Genomic DNA, 19,415 nt, shown 5'->3' on the forward strand with positions numbered 1-19,415 from the left:
CTTTCGTCGCCGACGGCAGGCCAACGGAACCCACGCAACGGGAAGTTGGGCATGCCGGAAAGAACGTCAACGAAATCGTCAACACCTGAGGTTAGGTTAGCCTAAGCTAAGCACATGTACATGGAACGTGTCCCGGGCCGGCTCCGCTCCGCGGGTCTGCCCCTCGGTCTGGCCCTCCTGGCCGCGGCCATCGCCCTCTCCCTGGCGGTGGGCACGCAACGGATCCCGCTCGACCAGGTGTGGTCGGCGCTGGTGTCCCCCTCGGGCACCGAGAACGACGCGATCGTGCGGGAACTGCGACTGCCCCGCACGCTCATCGGCGTCGCCGTCGGAGTCGCCCTCGGCCTGGGCGGCGGAGTCATGCAGACCCTGACCCGCAACCCCCTCGCGGATCCGGGCCTGCTCGGCGTGCACGCGGGCGCCTCGGCCGCCGTCGTCACCGCGATCGGGGTCCTCGGCATCACCTCGTTCAGCGGCTATCTGTGGTTCGCGCTCGCCGGAGCGGCCCTGGCGGCCCTGGCCGTCGGCGCCCTGGGCGGCGGACGGCAGGCGACGCCGGTCCGTCTCGCCCTGGCCGGCACCGCGATCAACGCGGCCCTGTTCGGCTACGTCAACGGGCTGCAGCTGTGGAACCTGAACACCCTCGACACCATGCGCGTCTGGTCGGTCGGCACCCTCGCCAAGCGCGACGCCTCACTGCTGCTGACAGTCCTGCCGCTGCTGCTGGCCGGGACCGTGCTCGCACTCGCCCTGGCCCGTCCGCTCGGCGCCATCGCCCTCGGCGAGGACCAGGCCAGGGCCCTCGGCACCCGGGTCCGGCGCACCCGGCTGCTGTCCGTCCTCGCCATCACCCTGCTGTGCGGCGGGGCGACCGCGCTGTGCGGGCCGATCGGCTTCCTCGGCCTGATGATCCCGCACGCGGTCCGCGCCTTCTGCGGCCCCGACCCGCGTCGGCTGCTGCCGTACTGCGCGCTGTACGCGCCGGTCCTGCTGCTCGTCTCCGACGTTCTCGGGCGCCTGGTCGTCGCCCCCTCGGAGATCGAGGTGGGCACCGTCACCGCCTTCCTCGGCGGCCTCGTCTTCATCCATCTCGCCCGACAGCGGAAGGCGGCCCACCTGTGACCCTCCTCCGGGAGACCGGTCCGCGCCCGGGAGTCCTGCGCACCCGCCGCTGGTCCCTGCGCTACGACCCGCGCGCCCTGCTGGTGTGCGCCGTACTGGCCCTGCTCGCGGCGGCCGCGGCGGTGCTCTGCCTCGGCACCGGCAGCTATGCGCTCTCCCCGGCGGAGGTACTGCGCACCTTCGCCGGGAACGGCCCGCCCGGAGCCGAGTTCATCGTGCTCGACCTGCGGCTCCCGCGCGCCCTCGTGGCCGTGCTGACCGGGTTCGGGATGGGCATGGCGGGTGCGGTGTTCCAGTCGCTCACCCGCAATCCGCTCGGCAGCCCGGACGTCATCGGCTTCGGCAACGGCGCCTCGGCGGGCGCCCTGGTCGCGATCATCCTCTTCGACGCGGGGCCGTCCCAGACCGCGATCGGCGCGGTGTGCGGCGGACTCGCCACCGCCGCCGCCGTCTATCTGCTCGCCTGGAAGCGGGGCGTGCACGGCTACCGGCTGGTCCTCGTCGGCATCGGCGCCTCCGCGGTGCTCGGCTCGGCGACCAGCTTCCTCTACGTCCGCGCCGACATCGGCAAGGCGGCGCAGGCCGCGAGCTGGATGATCGGCTCGCTCAACGCCCGCGACGCGGGCGACGTCCGCATCGCCGGACTCGGCCTGGTGCTGCTCGTCCCGGTCGTGCTCGCGCACGCCCGCAGGCTGACCCTGCTGGAGATGGGCGACGACACCGCCGCCGCCCTCGGGGTGCCGCCCGAGCGCAGCCGGCTGGTCCTGCTGTGCGCGGGCACGGGTCTGACGGCGATGGCGGTGGCGGCGGCGGGCCCGATCCCGTTCGTGGCGATGGCCGCACCGCAACTCGCCCGCCGCCTCACCCGCGCCCCGGGCCCGAACATCCTGCCCGCCGCCTGGACCGGCGCGCTCCTGGTCTGCGCCGCCGACCTGGTCACCCAGCGCGTCACCGGTTCCGCTCTGCTGCCGGTCGGCGTGACCACGGGCGTGGCCGGCGGCGCCTATCTGGCCTGGCTGTTGCGCGGGGAGCGGCGGCGCGGACGGGTCTGAGCGGGAGCCCCCGATCAAGGGCGTGCGGGCAGCCGTAAGTTAATTGAGTTAGGCAACGAGATGGTAAACTGGCCCGTATGCCCACCCCACCGCGCCCCGACGTCCCGTCCGCGGAAGTGACCGAGATCGAGCGTGCGCTGACCCGGATCACCTACCTGAGCACGCGCGCCCGCCACCATGAACGCCTGATGGGCATGGCGGGCGTGCCGCTGGACCGGGCCGCCGTGGCGCTGCTGCGGCAGGTCGCCGACAGTGAGCCGCTGCGGCCGGGGGAGCTGGCGGCCCGCCTCGGAGTGGAGGCCTCGCACGTCACCCGGACCGTGCAGCAGCTGGAGCGGACCGGGTACCTCTCCCGCGTCCCCGACCCCTCCGACCGCAGGGCCCAGCGCATCGAGCTGACCGAGCCCGGCCGCTCCGCCGTCGCCCGCGTCCGCGAGGCGGGCGCCCGCGGTATGCAACTGGCGCTGGCCGACTGGAAGCCCGAGGAGCTGCGGCAGCTCGCCGCCCTGTTCCACCGTATGGTCGACGACTTCCTCGCGTACGCCGCCGACGAGGAGCCGCAACAGCAGGCGGCCACGGCCTGAGCCCGACCGGCGAATGACCTCCGCCTGACCCCGAACCGACCCCCAGGCGGCCTCCGCCCGCGCTATACCCTCCGGTAACATCCGGCGGCAGACGGTCCGGACCACGGAGGGGACAGAGTTGAGCACACGTGTGGAGATCGGGGACACGGTCGAGGACTTCGCCCTCCCCGACGAGACCGGCACCATCCGCAAGCTGTCGGAGCTGCTCGCCGAGGGGCCGGTGGTGCTCTTCTTCTACCCCGCCGCCCTGACCGCCGGCTGCACCGCACAGGCCTGCCACTTCCGCGACCTCGCCGGCGAGTTCGCCGCCGTCGGCGCCCGGCCCGTCGGCGTCAGCGGGGACACCGTCGAGCGCCAGCAGGAGTTCGCCGGCCGGCACACGCTCGGCATGCCGCTGCTGTCCGACACCGACGGCACCGTGCGTGAGCGGTTCGGGGTGAAGCGCGGCCTCTCGCTGGCCCCGACCAAGCGGTCCACCTTCGTCATCGGGCAGGACCGCACGGTGCTGGAGGTCGTGCGCAGCGAACTGCGCATGAACACCCACGCCGACCGCGCACTGGCGGCATTGCGCGCTCTCCAGGGCTGAACGGGGTTCCCAGGACCGTCCGGCCTCGCGGTTGATGCGCCGCGCCAACCGGACCATTCTGGACACTATGGAGCATGTCGCCGCGGCGGCGACCTTGGACGCCCACGGCACGGTGACGGGGTGGAGCGAAGGCGCCCGGACGCTGACGGGGTACCCGGCCCAGGAGGTCGTCGGGCGGCCGGCGGCCGAGTTGCTCGCCGAGGAGGTGCCGTCCGCGGCCCTGGTCGCGCGGGCCGGGCGGATCGTCCTGCGGCACCGCGCCGGGGGCACGGTCGCCGTCACCGTCTCGGCCTGTCCGCTGCTCGGCCCCGACGGCTCCGCCGCGGGCTTCGTGGTCACCACCGAACGGCCCCTGGAGGGCCCGGAGGCCACCCTCGCCGCGCGCGCCTTCGAACAGGCGTCCATGTCGATGTCCGTCTTCGACACCCAGCAGCGCTATCTCCGGCTCAACGAGGTCGCCTGCCGGGTGATGGGAGTCCCCGAGGAGGCCCTGGTCGGCCGTCCCTACCCGGAGACCGTCGAGGACGCCGAGCACAGCCGCGGCTTCCACGACAACCTGCGCCAGGTCGCCCGGACCGGCCGACCCGTCCACTACGAGAGCTTCACGGGCGCGCCCGCCCTCAACCGGGACCACGCCTGGAGCATCGAGATGTGGCCGGTCCGGGACGACGACGGCGAGATCGCGGCCGTCGCGCTCGCGGCCCTGGACAGCAGCGACCAGTACTGGGCCCGGCGGCGGCTCGCTCTGCTCAACGAGGCCGCCGCCTCCATCGGCACCACCCTGGACGTGGTCCGCACGGCCGAGGAACTCGTGGAACTCCTCGTCCCCCGCCACGCCGACTTCGTCAGTGTCGACCTGCTGGAATGGGTGCTCGGCGCCGAGGAGATGCCGATCGTGCCGGCGGGCGACGTCGTGCTGCGTCGCGTCGCCCACGGCTCCGCCCACGAGGGCACCCCCGAAGCCGCGGTGCGCCTCGGCGGCACCGACGTCTATCCCGAGTTCTCCCCGCCGGCCCGGGCGCTGCACACCGGGCGGGCGGTGCTCAGCCAGGCTGGTGAGCCCGACTTCGTCGACTGGATCGCCGAGCGCAACGCCCGTGCCCCCGCCGGGCGGCCGTACCGCCAGGGCGTGCACTCGCTGATCGCCGTACCGTTGCGGGCCCGCGGCACCACGCTGGGCGTCATGGTGGCGGTGCGGATCGCCCATTCGGAGGACTACGGCGTCGACGACACCGTCCTCGCCGAGGAACTGGCCAGCCGGGCCGCCGTCTGCGTCGACAACGCCCGGCGCTTCGCCCGCGAGCGCAGCACCGCGCTCGCCCTCCAGCACAGCCTGCTGCCGCGCGGGCTGCCCGGACAGCAGGTGGTGGACGTCGCCCACCGGTATCTGCCCTCTGGATCGCCGGCCGGGATCGGCGGCGACTGGTTCGACGTCATCCCGCTCTCCGGCAGCCGGGTCGGCCTGGTCGTCGGCGACGTGGTCGGGCACGGCATCCCGTCCTCCGCGACCATGGGCCGGCTCTGCACGGCCGTACGCACCCTCGCGGACGTGGACCTGCCGCCCGACGAACTGCTCACCCATCTCGACGACCTGGTCACCCACCTCGCCTCGGACGGCCACGACGACGAGGTCGCCGAACTCGGCGCCACCTGCCTCTACTCCGTCTACGACCCCGTCTCGCGCCGCCTGACGATGGCCGCCGCCGGCCATCCGCCCCCGGCCGTCCTGTTCCCCGACGGCACCGCCCGGCTCGTCCCGCTGTCCGCCGGGCCCCCGCTCGGCGTCGGCGGGCTGCCCTTCGAGGCCTTCGAACTGGAGCTGCCCGAGGGAGCGGTCGTCGCCCTCTACACGGACGGCCTGATCGAGGAACGCGACCGCGACCTCGACCACGCCGAGGACGAACTGTGCCGTGCGCTGGCCACCCCCGCCGACTCGCTCGACGCCCTGTGCGACTCCGTGCTCAAGGCCGTCATGCCGGAGGAGCCCAGCGACGACGTGGCGTTGCTGCTGGCCCGCACCCGCGCCCTGGGCGCGGACCGGGTCGCCACCTGGGACATCCCCCGGGACCCGGCCGAGGTGGCCCCCGCCCGGCAGGCCGCCACCGAGCAACTGGCCGCCTGGGGAATGGAGGAGGCCGCCTTCGTCACCGAACTCGTCGTCAGCGAACTGGTCACCAACGCGATCCGCTACGGCGAACCGCCCATCCAGCTCCGGCTGATCCGCGACCACAGCCTCATCTGCGAGGTCTCCGACGGCAGTTCCACCTCACCGCATCTGCGCCGGGCCCACGCCTTCGACGAGGGCGGGCGCGGACTCCTGCTCGTCGCCCAGCTCACCCAGCGCTGGGGCAGCCGGCAGACCAGCCGGGGCAAGACGATCTGGGCGGAACAGCTCCTCCCGCCGGGCTGATCACTGGAAGGGGCAGCCCGGGTTCGCCGCGTCCTGGGAGAACGGCGCCCTGTGCGGCAGGACGTACAACACCTCCAGGACGAGGGGCGTGTCACCGAGGTTGCGGCCGATGTGCACATTGCCCGAGCCGGCGGGCTCCTCTATGAAACTCCCCTTCGCGTAGACGCCGTCGGAGGCGCAGGTGGAGTCGAAGTGACTGAGGGTGCCCTTCTTCACGACCCCGTACAGCGGGCCGTCGTGGTAGTGCCACCCGGTGGCCTGACCGGCCGGGATGGTGATCTCCCGCAGGATGTAGTCGGTGCCGCCGACGGTGGTCTGGCTGATCACCCGCCCGGAGACGCCGGGTCCCGGAGGAGTCGCCTGAGCGGTGCCGGCACCGCTGACGAACAGGGCGGCGGCGGCCACGGCGGAGGTGACGGCGGAGCGGAGCGCGAAGCGCATACGAGGCCTCCCGGCCGAGTGCGGACAGCGTCGACTTCGCCGTGAACATAGAGGCACACGGGCCCGGTTGGGGCCGGAACGGCGAGATCCGCTCAGCCCGTCGCCGCTTCAGCCGCCCGCCCCCGACTTCTGCCCGGTCACTCCTCCCCGCCGTCCTCGGCGGCGACCTGCGCGAGGGTACGGCCGGACCGCGCCGACCTCGCCCGCCGCGGATCCGGAGTGCCCTGCCGCCGGCCCCGCCCGCCCTTGGCCCTCACCAGCAGCCAGGCCTCGCCGCCGTCGGACTCCGCGTCCCGGAAGCGGGTCAGCGCGTACTCTCCGCGCAGCTTCGCGCCCCGGAGCCGGAAGGTCGCGTGGCCATGGTCGACGGACTCCCCGAAATCTACGGGACGGCCCTCGCGGTCATGGCTGAGGGGCTCGTACGTGCCGTGGTCCCAGACGATCACGGTGCCACCGCCGTACTCGCCCCGCGCGATCACGCCCTCGAACTCCGCGTACTCCAGCGGGTGGTCCTCGGTCGGCACCGCCAGCCGCTTGTCCCGCGGGTCGTCCGACGGGCCCTTGGGGATTGACCAGGACTTCAGTACGTCGTCGACCTCCAGGCGGAAGTCGAAGTGCAGGGTGCTCGCGTCATGGATCTGCACGACGAAGCGGTGCCCGTCGTCCGCGGGGGCGCCGTCCTCGCCCGCCGGCTCCCGGGTCCGTGCGAAGTCCCGTTTGCCCCGGTACTTGTCGAGTCGCTCACTCACGGGCCCCGGGTACCCCGTGGGCACGGTGCTCAACGCGGCTCACGGATGGGGTGAGAGTGATCAACCGGTGGGCGGGACAAGGGCGGCGGACGGCATGGGCGCAGGTCAGGAGAGGCAGGCGGTGGGATCCGCGCGGCGCACCTCGCGGGATGTCGCGCGGCTCGCCGGGGTCTCGCACACCGCGGTGTCCTTCGTGTTCAACGGCCCGACCCCGTCGCCCGCGGCCTGCGCCGCCGTCGTACGGCCGACCTGGAGGTCTACGGCACCCGTGTGCTCGACTACCGGGGCACCGCCCACGAACCGTCCTGCGATATCACCCGGGGCCAACTCACCCGCGCGGGAGTGAAGTTGCGCCGCTCCGGCGACGGCTCCCGGCGCATCGACGCCGGCGTCCACGGCGACTACGCCTTCCTCAACCGCCGTTCCACCGGCAACCCCGACGTCTCCGGGCGCCGGCAGGAGAGCAAGAGCCCTTTCGACCCGTCCGCGCGCCGGGTCAGGCTGCGGATTCCGGTGGACCTTACGTCGGTGTGAGACCGAACCACGCCTCGGCGAGCGCGGGCAGGGTCCGCCGGTCGGGTGCGCCCAACTCCCGCAGGTACCAAGGGAGGTTGCTGTACACGTGCAAGAGCGTGTACGCGAGCAGCAGAGTCGGCTCGAAGGCCCGTCCGTAGGCTCTGGAGAGCAGGGCCAGCAGGTCCGGATCGCCGCCCGTGACGAACAGGCCGACGCCCACGAAGTCGTAGGCGGGATCGCCGATCATCGCCGGCTCGAAGTCGAAGAACCCGGTCAGCCGCCATCCCCCGGGATCGACGAGGAAGTGCTGTCGCATGACCTCGGTGTGCAGGAGGGACCGGCGCGGTGCGCGGGGCAGCGGGACCGAGGCGAGGAAGTCCGGGATCTGCTCCAGCCAGTTCTCGGGGAGCGCGTGGGACCGCTGTTGTTCCACCGCCCGCGCGCTCTGCCGGTCCACGAAGGCGCCCCAGTCGCCGGGGCCGAGGACGTCCTCCAGCGGTTCAGGAGCGAGCGCGTGCAGCACCGCGAGGGCCTCACCGACCTCGGCGACGAGCCGTTCCCGGTCGGCCCTCGGCACGCCGGCCCAGATCGTGGCCAGGTTCTCGCCCCGCAGGCGGGACATCAGGACGTACCGCCAGCCGTTCTCGTACGCCCCGAAGTCCCGCACCCGGGGCGTCTGCACGGGCAGCTTGCCCTGGACGTACGACAGCACCCGGCCCTCCGCGACGCCGTCCTCGGCGGCCGCGGCGGGGAACAGCTTGAGGACGAGGTCGTCGCCCACGGCGTAGACCGGCTGCGATCCGTCCGGGAAGCGCGTCAGCGGTGCCCCGGTCAGACCCAGGCGCGCGCACAGGTCCTCCGCTCCGGGGCGCATCACGCTCTCGTCGGGGACGACCGCGTCCCATTCCTCGTCGGTCTCCACCAGAGGCAGCATGATCGGGACCGTAGGCGGCCGGAGGCGGGACGCACAACGCATTAATGCCGGTCTCGCCACACTCGTCGATTGCTGTCACGATCTTGGGGGAACCGGCGTGGAGTCGGTGCCGACGAGTCGACGGAGTGCGCATGACGACGGACAGGGCGACCGCGCAGGGGACGGAGCGGATCGCGGGGATCGAGGTGAGACCGGCCGCCGGGCACATCGGCGCGGAGATCAGGGGCGTGGACCTGGCGGCCGACCTCGACGACGCCGTGGTCGCCGCGATCAGGGCCGCGGTGCTGCGCTGGAAGGTGGTGTTCTTCCGCGACCAGCACCTCGGCCACGCCGAACACGTGGCGTTCGCCCGCCGGTTCGGCGATCCGGTCGTCCTGCCCCGCCGCGGCAAGGCCTCCCCGCCGGACTTTCCGGAGGTGGAGACCACGGCGGACCGGCTGGAACTGGGCGGCCGGTTCGGCATGGACCACGACGAGTGGCTGCGGCGCCGCCGGCACACCCTGCTGCGCGGCTGGCACTGCGACCACGGCGCCCGTGTCGACCCGCCCGCGGCGACGATCCTGCGCGCCGAGACGACTCCGCCGTACGGCGGTGACACGACCTGGTCGAACCTGGCGGCCGCCTACGCCGGACTGTCCGCCCCGGTGCGGGAGTTCGTGTCCGCCCTGCGCGCCGAACACCGCCTGGGCGTCGGCTACCAGCCCCGCCCCGGGGACGACGCGTACGTCCGCCACCTGCTGGACCACCAGGTGGCCACGCTCCACCCGCTGGTACGGGTCCATCCCGAGACCGGCGAGCGGATCCTGTACGTCAACGGCTACTACGTCGAGCAGATCGCCGATCTCTCCCGAGCCGAGAGCCAGGCCTTCCTGGACCTCCTCCTGGACCAGGCGGTCCGCCCCGAGTACACGGTCCGCTTCCGCTGGGAGCCGGGCAGCGTGGCCTTCTGGGACAACCGCGCCACCATCCACCTCGCCCCGAGCGACAACGCCCACCTGGACCACCCCCGGACCATGCACCGGGTGATGCTGGCCGGGGACGTGCCCGTGGGCGTGGACGGCAAGCCCTCGGAACCGATCGTGGGGAGCGAGCCGGGCCGCTGGTGAGGCCGACTCACGGCTCTTGTCCGGCCCCGGCGGCGACGATCCGGCAGGGCACCGTGAAGTCGCCGACCCCGCGCCCCACTTCGGCGGGGTCGGCGCCGGGGCGGACGGTGATCGTGACGGTCACGGTGCCCGAGTCGGCGTCGGCCTCGACCCGTGCGAGGTCGCCGAGAACCTCGGTCAGCACCCGCCGGGTGGCGTCGGCGCGCAGCGGGAGCTTGTACGGCCTGCCGACCACGGTGAGGGGCAGCGCGTCGAGGACGTGGACGGCCTCGGGTGCGGCCGGCGTCTCACTGACGTGCTCGGCGGCCCAGGCCGGCAGCTCGTCCTCGTCCAGCGCGGGATCGGTGACGGTCACGTACGCGACCGGCACCTCGTCCGCGCGCCGGTCGGGCTCCCGACGACGAGGCCGCACGCATCTGCTCCCTCGACCTGCCGGACATCGGCCTCCTCCAGGACACCGTGGTGTGAATACGCAGCGTCAGCCGGACACGCCACGGGGCGCCTGAGTACGCTCTTCGGCGCCGGATCAAGGGGGCCGGGAGCGCATGACGGATCAGCCGGTGTTCGTTCTGGGGGAGGAGCTGCGGGCGCTGGAGCTCTCCGGGTTCGCGACCGAGACGGAGTTCCAGGAACTGCTCGCCCGCCACCCTCGGGTGCTGGACTTCGGCTCCCTCGCCGACGGCCGGCCGTTGCGGCTGGTGCTGGTGGCCCGGGAGATGGGTGTGCCGACGGACACCGAGGGCGGGGCGGCGTACTGGCTGGACCATCTCTTCGTCGACGCCGACGGCGTGCCGACCCTGGTGGAGGTCAAGCGGGCCACGGACACCCGGATCCGACGCGAGGTGGTCGGGCAGATGCTGGACTACGCGGCGAACGCCGCCCGCTACTGGCCCGCCCCGCTGCTGCGACGGTCCTTCGAGGACACCTGCGCCAAGGACGGGCGTCCGCTGGAGGAGGCGTACGGCGAACTCCTCGGCGACCGGTCGGCTGAGGAGTTCTGGGCGTCGGTCGAGGAGCGGCTGGCCGCCGGGCAGATGCGGCTGCTGTTCGTCGCCGACCGGATCCCGCTGGAGCTGCGGGCGATCGTGGAGTTCCTGAACCGGCAGCTGCGGCAGACCGATGTGTACGCCGTCGAGCTGACCCAGTACCGCGGCGGCGGAGACCTGAAGGTGCTCGTCCCGCGTATCCACGGCGAGGTCGCCAGGGCCGCGAAGTCCCCCTCCGGCCGCCGTACCGCGCAACGGACCACGCGGGCCGACATGGACGACACGATCCGGTCCCGCCCCGATCCGGAGGTACGGCGGATCGCGACCGCCCTGCTCGACCACGCCACGGCGAAGGGCCGATCCGAGGGCGGAACGGCCAAGTACCGGAGTACGTCCGTCTACTATCCCGTCTCCGGACGGGCGGTTCCCGTCTGGAACCTGTCGCTGCAGGACGGCCCGGTGCGCGACGACCTCTCCTTCGCCTTCGGGTCGATCACCCATCACCTCGGCCAGGACCGGGCGGCGGCGTTCGCGGCCGTCCTGCCGAGGGTCCCGGGCCTCGCCGAACGCCTGGACGCGCTGCCCGCTAAGGGCTACAACGCCTGGCCCTCTGTCTCGCTCGCCGCCCTCGCCGCCGAGCCGGGCGCCCTGGAGGGGATCCTGTCCGCGATCGAGTGGCTCATGGACGGTCAGGAGGTCTCCGGGACAGGTCGACCGAGCCCTCCTGCACCAGCACCGCGCCGATCGTCACCGCCAGGGTGACGGCGGCGCAGACGACGATCAGCCAGGAGAACAGCGTCAGGACCAGGCCGAGGGAGCCGTACTCGGACAGGGCGCGGTTGAGGGCGTTGGGGATGTAGAGCCGGGCGGTCAGGGCGAGCGCACTGGTGGCCCCCGCCGCCAGGAGCGCGCCGGGCAGCAGGGCCGGCCAGGAGACGCGCCCGGCCAGCAGCAGGTGCTGTGTCCAGAGCCATACGCCGGTGCTGACCAGGAAGAACAGGACGGTGCCGAGCCACAGGCCGACGCCGAAGCCGGTGCGGACCGGGCCCTGAAGGAGGACGACCAGCACCATGACGACGAGCCACACCAGCCAGCGCCAGGCGGCGATCCTGGTGCCCGCCCTCGGCAGCCGCCAGGCACGCTCGCAGATCCGGGTCATGACGCGGCTGAAGCTGGTGGCGGAGATCAGGGCCACCAACAGGCCGACGACGCCGCTGGTCTCCCGCACGAACTCGTCGTCGGACTGGTTCAGCACCTGATCCAGCTCCGCGTTCGCCCGGCCGGTCAGGCCGAACATGGCGCGCAGGGAGTCCCGGAGCTGGTCGCGGACGCTGAGCGGGGCGAAGGCGGCGAGGGTGAACAGCAGCGGCACCGCGGCCAGGAACGCCTGCGCCGCGAGCCTGGTCGCGGAGTCCAGCAGGTTCACCGAGAGCAACCGGCCGGTCAGCTCGGTCAGGACGGGGAAGCGCCGTTCCGCACCGGCGCGCCAGCGTGCCAGCCGCGTCGTCCACGCCATGCCGCCTCCCGCTCGAACGCCATGCCGCCCACGACACCCATCTGCCAGTCAAGGCTCTCCAGGACCGCCGGGGCGAGCGGTGCTGGGCCGATCGAGGACGGGCGGGTGGGTACAGGAACGTCGTGTCCGCCGCGGCCGGGGTGGGGGCGGGGGCGGTCGTGGGCCGGCCCGCCGGCCGCCGTTCCCTCGTACGGCCGACACCGGTCGTGGCGCCGGCCGGTCCGGGTCAGGGTGGCACTGACCGGGTCCGCCGGGTCGACGGGCGCCGGCGTGGTCAGCAAGGGAGAGCGGCATGCCCGAGAACAACGAGGCCAAGGGGGCGCGGCCGGACGTCGCCCAGAAGGCCACCGGCGACGCCGGTGAACTTCCCGAGCCGCTCGGCCACTTGGACGCATGGGATCCGGACTTCGCCGTCGTCACTCCGTGAGCGCGGCCGCTCATCGCATCCGTTTCCCGGAATCCCCACAGGCGGCCGTGACCGGAAGGAATCGATCGTCATGCGGCGCTACCCGCCCATCGAGGACCACGGAATGGTCGGCGACCTCCAGACCGCGGCGCTCGTCTCGTCCGACGGCGTGATCAACTGGTTCTGCGCGCCGCGGTTCGACTCGCCCAGCCTGTTCGCGGCGCTGCTCGACCACGATCGCGGCGGCCATTTCGCGATCACCGTGGAGGGCGCGGACGTGACCACACGGCAGTTGTATCTGGCCGACACCGCCGTGCTCATCACCCGCTTCCTCACCCCCGACGGGGTCGGTGAGGTGGTCGACTTCATGCCCGTGAACCGCCCGGAGACGGCCACGGACCGGCATCGCCTGGTGCGGGCGATGCGGGTCACCCGCGGCCGGATCCGCTTCTCCCTCTCCTGCCGCCCCCGCTTCGACTACGCCCGCGCCGGCCATCACCTCGAACTCCTCGACGGCACCGCTCACTTCAGCGGGCCGGGCACCGACCTCCACCTCCAGCCCGCGGGGGCCGTGGTCCTGGAACGGGACGGCGAGGACGTCGTGGCCACCGTGGACCTGGAGCAGGGGCGGATGGCGGGCGTGGTGCTGACGGTGTGCGCCACCGGCGGCGAGCGGCCGCCGGCACCGGCGTACGACAGTCTGCGCGCGGAGTTCGAGGAGACGTGCCGCTTCTGGTACCGCTGGGTGGCGCGCAGCCAGTACCGCGGCCGCTGGACGGAGACGGTCAACCGGTCGGCGATCACGCTCAAGCTGCTCACCTACGCCCCCACCGGCGCCCCCGTCGCGGCCGCGACCGCGGGTCTGCCCGAGCAGGTCGGCGGGGAGCGCAACTGGGACTACCGCTACACCTGGGTGCGGGACGCCTCGCTGTCGCTGCGTGCCCTGATCGGTCTCGGCTTCGAGGAGGAGGCCCACGCGTTCCGCCTCTGGATCGCCGACCGGCTACGCGAGCGCCGTACGGTGACCGGTGAGCCGTTGCAGATCATGTACCGCATCGACGGCGACCCGCACCTCGGCGAGGAGACCCTCGACCACCTGGAGGGCTACCGCGGCTCCGCGCCGGTCCGGATCGGCAACGGCGCCGCCGACCAACTCCAGCTCGACATCTACGGCGAGGCGATCTATGCCCTCACCGCCAGCCATGACCTCGCGAACCACCTGCACTACGACGGCTGGCGTGGTGTGGCCCGGCTGCTCGACTGGCTGGTGGACAACTGGGACCGCCCGGACGAGGGCATCTGGGAGACGCGCGGGGGCCGGAAGGACTTCACCTACAGCCGTCTGATGTGCTGGACCGCCTTCGACCGCGGTATCCGCGTCGCCCGGGCGCTGGCCCGCCCCGCGGACCTGGTCGGCTGGACCACCGCCCGGGACGCCGTACTCGCGCAGATCATGGAGCGGGGCTGGAGCCCGCGCCGGCAGGCGTTCGTCCAGCACTACGGCAGCGAGGTGCTCGACGCCTCCCTGCTGCTCATGCCGTCGGTCGGCTTCATCACGTCCCGGGACCCGCGCTGGCTGTCCACGCTCGACGCCATGGACGGCGAACTGGTCTCCGACAGTCTGGTCTACCGCTACGACCCCGCCGCCTCGCCGGACGGCCTGCGCGGCAGCGAGGGCACGTTCTCGCTGTGCAGCTTCCTCTACGTCGACGCCCTCGCCCGCTCCGGCCGGATCGACCAGGCCCGCTACGCCTTCGACAAGATGCTCACGTACGCCAACCATGTCGGCCTGTTCGGCGAGGAGATCGGCCCGACCGGTGAGCAACTGGGCAACTTCCCGCAGGCGTTCACCCACCTCGCCCTCATCACGGCGGCCCTGAGCCTGGACGAGGGTCTCGACCGGAGACGGTACTGACCCCGGCCGATGCTCAGGCGGCGGATCGCCACCCCAGCTCCGGACCCAGCTTGGTGGCCATGTCCGTGAGGATCTGGACGTAGTCCTCGTGCTCGAAGGTGAAGGGGAGCGCGAACGCGACCTCGTCCACCTCGCGGAACGCCGCGTGCGCGTCGAGGCGTTCGGCGATCTCCGCGCTCGTGCCGACGATGTCGGGGGCGAACATCAGCCGGGCCGGGCCCTGCGGTGAGGTGGTGCGCGGGGTGCGCCGGGCCGCGTACTCCTCGTACCTGGCGCGCTGCGCAGGCGTCGCGGAGTCGGTGGGGACGACCACCAGGCCCTGCGAGACGCGGGCCCGGTCGCCGTCCGGGTGGGCGTCCCGGAAGGCGCGGATGTGGGAAAGCTGGATCCGCGCGAAGTCCTGCGGCTCCTCCGACTCCTCCGCCTTCACCACGCTGCTGGTCAGCAGGTTCATGCCGTGCTCGCCCGCCCACCGGGCCGAGCCGAGGCTGCCGCCGCCGTACCACAGGCGCCCGCCGAGGCCGGGGGAGTGCGGCTGCACCCGGTCGGAGAAGACCTCGAAGCCCTCGGTGCCCTTGAACCCCGTGGCCGGTTCGCCGCGTACGAGGTCCAGCAGCCGGCGCACCCGTTCGTAGCTGAAGTCCTCGTGGTCGGCGGTGTCCGGGTAGAGCGCCTCCCTGACCCGGTCGTAGTGCATCGGCGGGCCCACGCTGACGCCCGGGTTGAGGCGGCCGCCGGACAGGACGTCGACGGTCGCCAGGTCCTCGGCCAGGCGCAGCGGGTTCTCCCAGCCCAGGGGGATGACCGCGGTGCCCAGTTCGATGCGCCGGGTGCGCTGGGTCGCCGCCGCCAGCAGGGCCACGGGGGAGGAGACGCCGTACTGGAGGTGCCGGTGGCGGACCCAGGCGCTGTCGAAGCCGAGCCGCTCGCCCAGTGCGATGAGGTCGAGCGTGGACTCGTGGCCCGTGCGGGGGTCCCGCTCGTCGAACAGCCCGATGGTCAGGAAGCCCAGCTTGCGCAGCGGTCGTGAGGCGGACGCCATGGAATCCTCCAAAGTTCAACAAGTTCCTCGGTGTCAACCGCGTGCCCGCCGACCGTGTTCCCTCGGCCGCGAGAGAGCCCTCTCTAGACGAGGGGGATCGTGACCTCGTCCTCGATCGGTGGCTCGATCTCCTGGGCCCGGTTGCCCGTCGCCGCGTAGCAGCGCAGCCGGATCGCCTCGGGTGTGACGTCCACGCGCAGGAAGCACTTGAAGAACGGCGGGCTGTAGGTGGCCGAGCTGGGCGAGAACAGGGAGGTGTAGATCTTGCGCACCGGGAGGCGGAAGCGCGCGCTGCGGTCCGGGCGGCGGCCCGCGCCGAGCAGGCTCGCCACCAGCCGGGTGCGCCGGGTGATCCGTACCGTCGCCTGCTGGGACCGGGTCAGCGGGATGCCGAGTCGCTCGGCGACCACCGCCGCCGCCTCTGCCTCGGTGAGCGTGAAGAAGCGGCGCAGGCGCAGCCGACGGCCGTAGAGCCTGCTGTAGAAGGCGAGGGAGTCGCCGCGCAGGGGGTAGCAGCGGAAGTCCGCCTCGGTCACCTGGCCCACGTCGACGCGCGGGATGGTGTGCGTGGCGTGCATGAACGCGCCGCCGCCGCCCGAGACCACGTACTGGATGGTGCGGTCGCCCACCTTGACCGGGTAGCGCTGGTAGTTGTGGATGTCGCCGCCGATCGCCGCCACATAGCGGTGCGCCGGGTCGCGGACGATGTCGTCGACCGTGCCGCCGCCCTCTATGGCGCAGGGATGGTGCTCGCCGTCCACGTACAGCGGCGAGCCCGTGACCAGGATCTTGGGGCGCGGGTCGCGGGAGACCTCGCGCAGCCAGGCGCCCTGTTCGGCGTCGAGGGTGCCGAGCAGGCCCGTGTCGATGCCGATGATGCGTACCGGCCCGGCGTCGATCGCCCAGTACGGGCCGGGCTGGACCGCCTCCTGGGCCGGGTCCGAGCGCAGCTTGCGTGCCTCGTCGAGGCGGGCGCCGTCCCGCGCGCGCGGCCGGTGCCACAGCAGCGAGCGCAGCCAGGCCCGGCTGAGCGGACGCGGCCTCGGCTCGGGCGGCAGGGCGGGGGCGTCGCCGCAGAAGACGCGCATGAAGGCGCCGAGGTCCTCGTACCAGTCGTGGTTGCCGGGTATCGCGTAGATCGGCGCCCGGTAGTCCTGGTACGGGCGGAAGAACTTGCCGTCGTAGTCGTCGGCGCTGCCCACCGGGTAGATCACGTCACTGGCGAGCACCGCGAAGGCGGTGTCCGCGCCGGCCTTCAGCAGCCCCGGCACCACGGCGTACTGGGGATCGTCGCCCTCGCCGGTGTCCCCGATCACGAGGAACGAGAAGCGGTCGGGGTCCGTGCGCCGGATCACCTTGTCGGCGGGGGCCCCGGCCGCGGCGCGCTGAGCGACCCAGCGGCCGCGGGTCCGCCCGCTCGGGTCCCCGAACCAGGAGGCCAGCACGCCGTTGCGGGCCGCCCACAGCATTCTCGGGTCGAGCCAGGAGATCTTCTGGACCTCGGTGGGCATCAGCCGCTGGTACGTACCGCGTTCCGCGGTTCCCCAGCCGGCGCCTTCGGCGGTATCGCGTGAAGAGTCAGACACCGGTGAACCGTAACAACGATCTACGAACGGGCCTGCGGGGGACCGCCTTTGACGGTTCCCCAGGTCGTGCTCTCCCGGCGTGCGGTCGCCTGTTCCGCGCGCCGGTTCCAGTCGCCCTCGCCGAGGACCAGCAGCGGATCGAACATCACCACGACACCCGCCAGCAGCAGGAACACGATCGGCCCGAGCAGCATGGGCAGCAGCAGCGAGGTGGGCGAGTCGCCCGCCCAGGCGCCGGCCGAGCTGTCGAGATGGACGTGCACGGCCGCCATGCCGGTGTAGTGCATGCCCGAGACGGCCACCCCCATCACCAGGCTGGCCGCGAGGCTCATGAGGAAGCCACGCACGGACACCGCCGCCCACAGCGCGGCGGTGGCGGCGCCGATGGCGATCAGCACCGAGAGGCCGACGGTGGGCGCGTCGTAGCCGATGTCCCCGTTGAGCCGCAGCGCCGCCATTCCGAGGTAGTGCATGACCGCGACACCGAGACCGGTGACGATGCCGGCCAGGGTGAGTGAGGCTGCCCCGGCGCCCCGGTAGCCCACGAGGAAGACGCCGACGCCGGTCACCAGGATCGCCACTATCAGGCTGAGCACCGTGAGTGCCGTGTCGTAGCGGATCCGGGTCTCCTCGACCTGGAAGCCGATCATCGCGATGAAGTGCATGGTCCAGATGCCGCAGCCGATCGAGGTGGCGCCCAGTGCCAGCCAGCCCGGCTTCCAGGACTGTTCGTTGATCAGGGACCGGACGATGCAGCGCAGTCCCAGCGCCCCTCCCAGGCAGGCCATCAAGTAGGCCGCCACCGGGGTCACCGCTCCGTAGCGGAACCCGTCGACCGTGCCTTCCATGCGCCAACTCCCCCCAGAGCCATGGCTGCTTGTGGTGCAAGGTTTACGGGGTGGGAGCCCTGTGAAGCAAGCCTTCGCGATCCTGCGGTGCCTTCTGGGCGGCCCACCCGGGTGGGCGTTGCATGTTCATGCGACGTCGTGCATACTTCTGCTATGTCCAAAGTGCTTACCTCCCTCCCCGTCGGCTCGCGCGTCGGGATCGCCTTCTCCGGTGGCCTCGACACCTCCGTGGCGGTCGCCTGGATGCGCGACAAGGGTGCCGTGCCCTGCACGTACACCGCCGACATCGGCCAGTACGACGAGCCCGACATCGCGTCGGTGCCCGGCCGCGCGAAGACCTACGGCGCCGAGATCGCGCGCCTGGTCGACTGCCGCGCGGCGCTGGTCGAGGAGGGGCTGGCGGCGCTGACCTGCGGTGCGTTCCACATCCGCTCGGGCGGGCGGGCGTACTTCAACACCACCCCCCTCGGCCGCGCGGTCACCGGCACCATGCTGGTCCGCGCGATGATGGAGGACGACGTCCAGATCTGGGGCGACGGCTCGACCTTCAAGGGCAACGACATCGAGCGGTTCTACCGCTACGGCCTGCTCGCCAACCCGCACCTGCGGATCTACAAGCCCTGGCTCGACGCGGACTTCGTCACCGAGCTGGGCGGCCGCAAGGAGATGTCGGAGTGGCTGGTCGCCCACGACCTGCCCTACCGGGACTCGACCGAGAAGGCGTACTCCACCGACGCCAACATCTGGGGCGCCACGCACGAGGCCAAGACCCTGGAGCACCTGGACACCAGCCTGGAGACCGTGCAGCCGATCATGGGCGTGCGGTTCTGGGACCCCGAGGTCGAGATCGCCGCCGAGGACGTGACCATCGGCTTCGAGCAGGGCCGCCCGACCACCATCAACGGCAAGGAGTTCCACTCCGCCGTCGACCTGGTGATGGAGGCCAACGCCATCGGCGGCCGGCACGGCCTCGGCATGTCCGACCAGATCGAGAACCGGATCATCGAGGCCAAGAGCCGCGGCATCTACGAGGCGCCCGGCATGGCCCTGCTGCACGCGGCCTACGAGCGGCTCGTCAACGCGATCCACAACGAGGACACCCTCGCCCAGTACCACAACGAGGGCCGTCGCCTCGGCCGGCTGATGTACGAGGGCCGCTGGCTTGACCCGCAGGCGCTGATGATCCGCGAGTCGCTGCAGCGCTGGGTCGGCCAGGCCGTCACCGGCGAGGTGACGCTGCGGCTGCGGCGCGGCGAGGACTACTCGATCCTCGACACCACGGGCCCGACCTTCAGCTACCACCCGGACAAACTGTCCATGGAGCGCACCGAGGACGCGGCCTTCGGCCCGGTGGACCGGATCGGCCAGCTCACCATGCGCAACCTCGACATCGCCGACTCCCGCACCAAGCTGGAGCTGTACGCCGGGCTCGGCATGGTCGGCGCCCCGCAGTCGGCGGCCGTCGAGGCCGGCGCGACCAGCCTGATCGGCGCCCTGACCGAGGGTGGCGCCGAGGCCATCGCCTCCGGCGGCAAGGGCCCCGACAGCGACGAGCTGCTCGACAACGCGGCGATGGAGTTCGGCACCGACTGACGGCGCGAACACGCGTGGGCGGG

General features: G+C 72.4%; 18 protein-coding genes and 2 pseudogenes. 12 read left to right on the forward strand and 8 right to left on the reverse strand.

All coding sequences use genetic code 11. From position 1 onward, the window contains the following. The first annotated feature begins 114 nt into the window (after nucleotides 1-114). The 5 genes from AC068Z_RS38760 to AC068Z_RS38780 all read left to right on the forward strand — a co-directional run bounded on the left by AC068Z_RS38760 (nucleotide 115) and on the right by AC068Z_RS38780 (nucleotide 5,754). Nucleotides 115-1,122, forward strand: coding sequence for a FecCD family ABC transporter permease (locus tag AC068Z_RS38760; protein WP_478567221.1), 1,008 nt, complete (start codon nucleotides 115-117; stop codon nucleotides 1,120-1,122). Beyond that, nucleotides 1,119-2,174: a FecCD family ABC transporter permease gene (locus AC068Z_RS38765; RefSeq protein WP_478567224.1), complete on the forward strand. Its 1,056-nt coding sequence runs from the start codon at nucleotides 1,119-1,121 to the stop codon at nucleotides 2,172-2,174. Before AC068Z_RS38760 ends, AC068Z_RS38765 begins: the two co-directional genes overlap by 4 nt. 77 nt (nucleotides 2,175-2,251) lie before the next feature. Continuing rightward, nucleotides 2,252-2,758, forward strand: coding sequence for a MarR family winged helix-turn-helix transcriptional regulator (locus AC068Z_RS38770; RefSeq protein WP_478567227.1), 507 nt, complete (start codon nucleotides 2,252-2,254; stop codon nucleotides 2,756-2,758). Between the two features lie 184 nt (nucleotides 2,759-2,942). Then, a complete protein-coding gene (locus tag AC068Z_RS38775) occupies nucleotides 2,943-3,344 on the forward strand; it encodes a peroxiredoxin (protein WP_478567508.1) in 402 nt (133 codons plus the stop codon). A 67-nt stretch (nucleotides 3,345-3,411) separates the two neighbouring features. After that, nucleotides 3,412-5,754: a SpoIIE family protein phosphatase gene (locus tag AC068Z_RS38780; RefSeq protein ID WP_478567230.1), complete on the forward strand. Its 2,343-nt coding sequence runs from the start codon at nucleotides 3,412-3,414 to the stop codon at nucleotides 5,752-5,754. On the opposite strand, the gene AC068Z_RS38785 is transcribed toward AC068Z_RS38780, so the two are convergent. Together AC068Z_RS38785 and AC068Z_RS38790 are read right to left on the reverse strand one after the other, a co-directional pair. After that, nucleotides 5,755-6,195: a cupin domain-containing protein gene (locus AC068Z_RS38785; RefSeq protein WP_478567233.1), complete on the reverse strand. Its 441-nt coding sequence runs from the start codon at nucleotides 6,193-6,195 to the stop codon at nucleotides 5,755-5,757. A gap of 137 nt (nucleotides 6,196-6,332) precedes the next feature. Continuing rightward, nucleotides 6,333-6,944 carry a DNA polymerase ligase N-terminal domain-containing protein gene (locus AC068Z_RS38790; protein WP_478567236.1) on the reverse strand — a complete coding sequence of 204 codons (612 nt, stop codon included), beginning with the start codon at nucleotides 6,942-6,944 and terminating at the stop codon, nucleotides 6,333-6,335. Between the two features lie 94 nt (nucleotides 6,945-7,038). On the opposite strand from AC068Z_RS38790, the pseudogene AC068Z_RS38795 reads away from it, so the two are divergent. Together AC068Z_RS38795 and AC068Z_RS38800 are read left to right on the forward strand one after the other, a co-directional pair. Next, nucleotides 7,039-7,190, forward strand: a pseudogene (locus AC068Z_RS38795) (LacI family DNA-binding transcriptional regulator); the annotation flags it as partial. After that, a pseudogene (locus AC068Z_RS38800) lies at nucleotides 7,191-7,475 on the forward strand (glycoside hydrolase family 32 protein); the annotation flags it as partial. On the opposite strand, the gene AC068Z_RS38805 reads toward AC068Z_RS38800, so the two are convergent. Then, complete coding sequence (locus tag AC068Z_RS38805) at nucleotides 7,465-8,394, reverse strand: phosphotransferase family protein (RefSeq protein WP_478567239.1); 930 nt, start codon at nucleotides 8,392-8,394, stop codon at nucleotides 7,465-7,467. The pseudogene AC068Z_RS38800 and the gene AC068Z_RS38805 sit on opposite strands and share 11 nt — an antisense overlap. Nucleotides 8,395-8,525: 131 nt before the next feature. Between AC068Z_RS38805 and AC068Z_RS38810 the strand changes: the two genes are divergently transcribed. Then, a complete protein-coding gene (locus AC068Z_RS38810) occupies nucleotides 8,526-9,500 on the forward strand; it encodes a TauD/TfdA dioxygenase family protein (protein ID WP_478567241.1) in 975 nt (324 codons plus the stop codon). 7 nt (nucleotides 9,501-9,507) lie between these two features. Here AC068Z_RS38810 and AC068Z_RS38815 read toward each other — a convergent pair whose 3' ends face one another. Further along, nucleotides 9,508-9,912 (reverse strand): AMP-binding enzyme, encoded by a 405-nt coding sequence (locus AC068Z_RS38815; protein WP_478567244.1) that lies wholly within the window; start codon nucleotides 9,910-9,912, stop codon nucleotides 9,508-9,510. Between the two features lie 133 nt (nucleotides 9,913-10,045). Between AC068Z_RS38815 and AC068Z_RS38820 the strand changes: the two genes are divergently transcribed. Beyond that, nucleotides 10,046-11,248, forward strand: coding sequence for a hypothetical protein (locus tag AC068Z_RS38820; RefSeq protein ID WP_478567247.1), 1,203 nt, complete (start codon nucleotides 10,046-10,048; stop codon nucleotides 11,246-11,248). On the opposite strand, the gene AC068Z_RS38825 is transcribed toward AC068Z_RS38820, so the two are convergent. Continuing rightward, a complete protein-coding gene (locus tag AC068Z_RS38825; protein WP_478567250.1) occupies nucleotides 11,166-12,002 on the reverse strand; it encodes a YhjD/YihY/BrkB family envelope integrity protein in 837 nt (278 codons plus the stop codon). The two genes, AC068Z_RS38820 and AC068Z_RS38825, sit on opposite strands and share 83 nt — an antisense overlap. 292 nt (nucleotides 12,003-12,294) lie before the next feature. Here AC068Z_RS38825 and AC068Z_RS38830 point away from each other — a divergent pair, with 292 nt between their 5' ends. Both AC068Z_RS38830 and AC068Z_RS38835 read left to right on the forward strand, forming a co-directional pair. Beyond that, a complete protein-coding gene (locus AC068Z_RS38830; RefSeq protein ID WP_478567253.1) occupies nucleotides 12,295-12,429 on the forward strand; it encodes a hypothetical protein in 135 nt (44 codons plus the stop codon). Then, nucleotides 12,401-14,323 carry a glycoside hydrolase family 15 protein gene (locus tag AC068Z_RS38835; RefSeq protein WP_478567511.1) on the forward strand — a complete coding sequence of 641 codons (1,923 nt, stop codon included), beginning with the start codon at nucleotides 12,401-12,403 and terminating at the stop codon, nucleotides 14,321-14,323. Before AC068Z_RS38830 ends, AC068Z_RS38835 begins: the two co-directional genes overlap by 29 nt. A 13-nt stretch (nucleotides 14,324-14,336) precedes the next feature. On the opposite strand, the gene AC068Z_RS38840 is transcribed toward AC068Z_RS38835, so the two are convergent. The 3 genes from AC068Z_RS38840 to AC068Z_RS38850 form a co-directional block, all read right to left on the reverse strand. Next, complete coding sequence (locus AC068Z_RS38840) at nucleotides 14,337-15,365, reverse strand: LLM class flavin-dependent oxidoreductase (protein ID WP_478567256.1); 1,029 nt, start codon at nucleotides 15,363-15,365, stop codon at nucleotides 14,337-14,339. A gap of 83 nt (nucleotides 15,366-15,448) precedes the next feature. Further along, complete coding sequence (locus AC068Z_RS38845; protein ID WP_478567259.1) at nucleotides 15,449-16,951, reverse strand: metallophosphoesterase family protein; 1,503 nt, start codon at nucleotides 16,949-16,951, stop codon at nucleotides 15,449-15,451. 20 nt (nucleotides 16,952-16,971) lie between these two features. Further along, the gene (locus AC068Z_RS38850; RefSeq protein ID WP_478567262.1) at nucleotides 16,972-17,799 is read right to left on the reverse strand and encodes an MHYT domain-containing protein; all 828 of its coding nucleotides are present in this window, start codon (nucleotides 17,797-17,799) and stop codon (nucleotides 16,972-16,974) included. Between the two features lie 153 nt (nucleotides 17,800-17,952). Here AC068Z_RS38850 and argG point away from each other — a divergent pair, with 153 nt between their 5' ends. After that, complete coding sequence (argG, locus tag AC068Z_RS38855; RefSeq protein ID WP_478567265.1) at nucleotides 17,953-19,392, forward strand: argininosuccinate synthase; 1,440 nt, start codon at nucleotides 17,953-17,955, stop codon at nucleotides 19,390-19,392. Nucleotides 19,393-19,415 lie beyond the last annotated feature (23 nt).

The sequence above is a fragment of the Streptomyces sp. NPDC043726 genome (genome assembly GCF_056436565.1).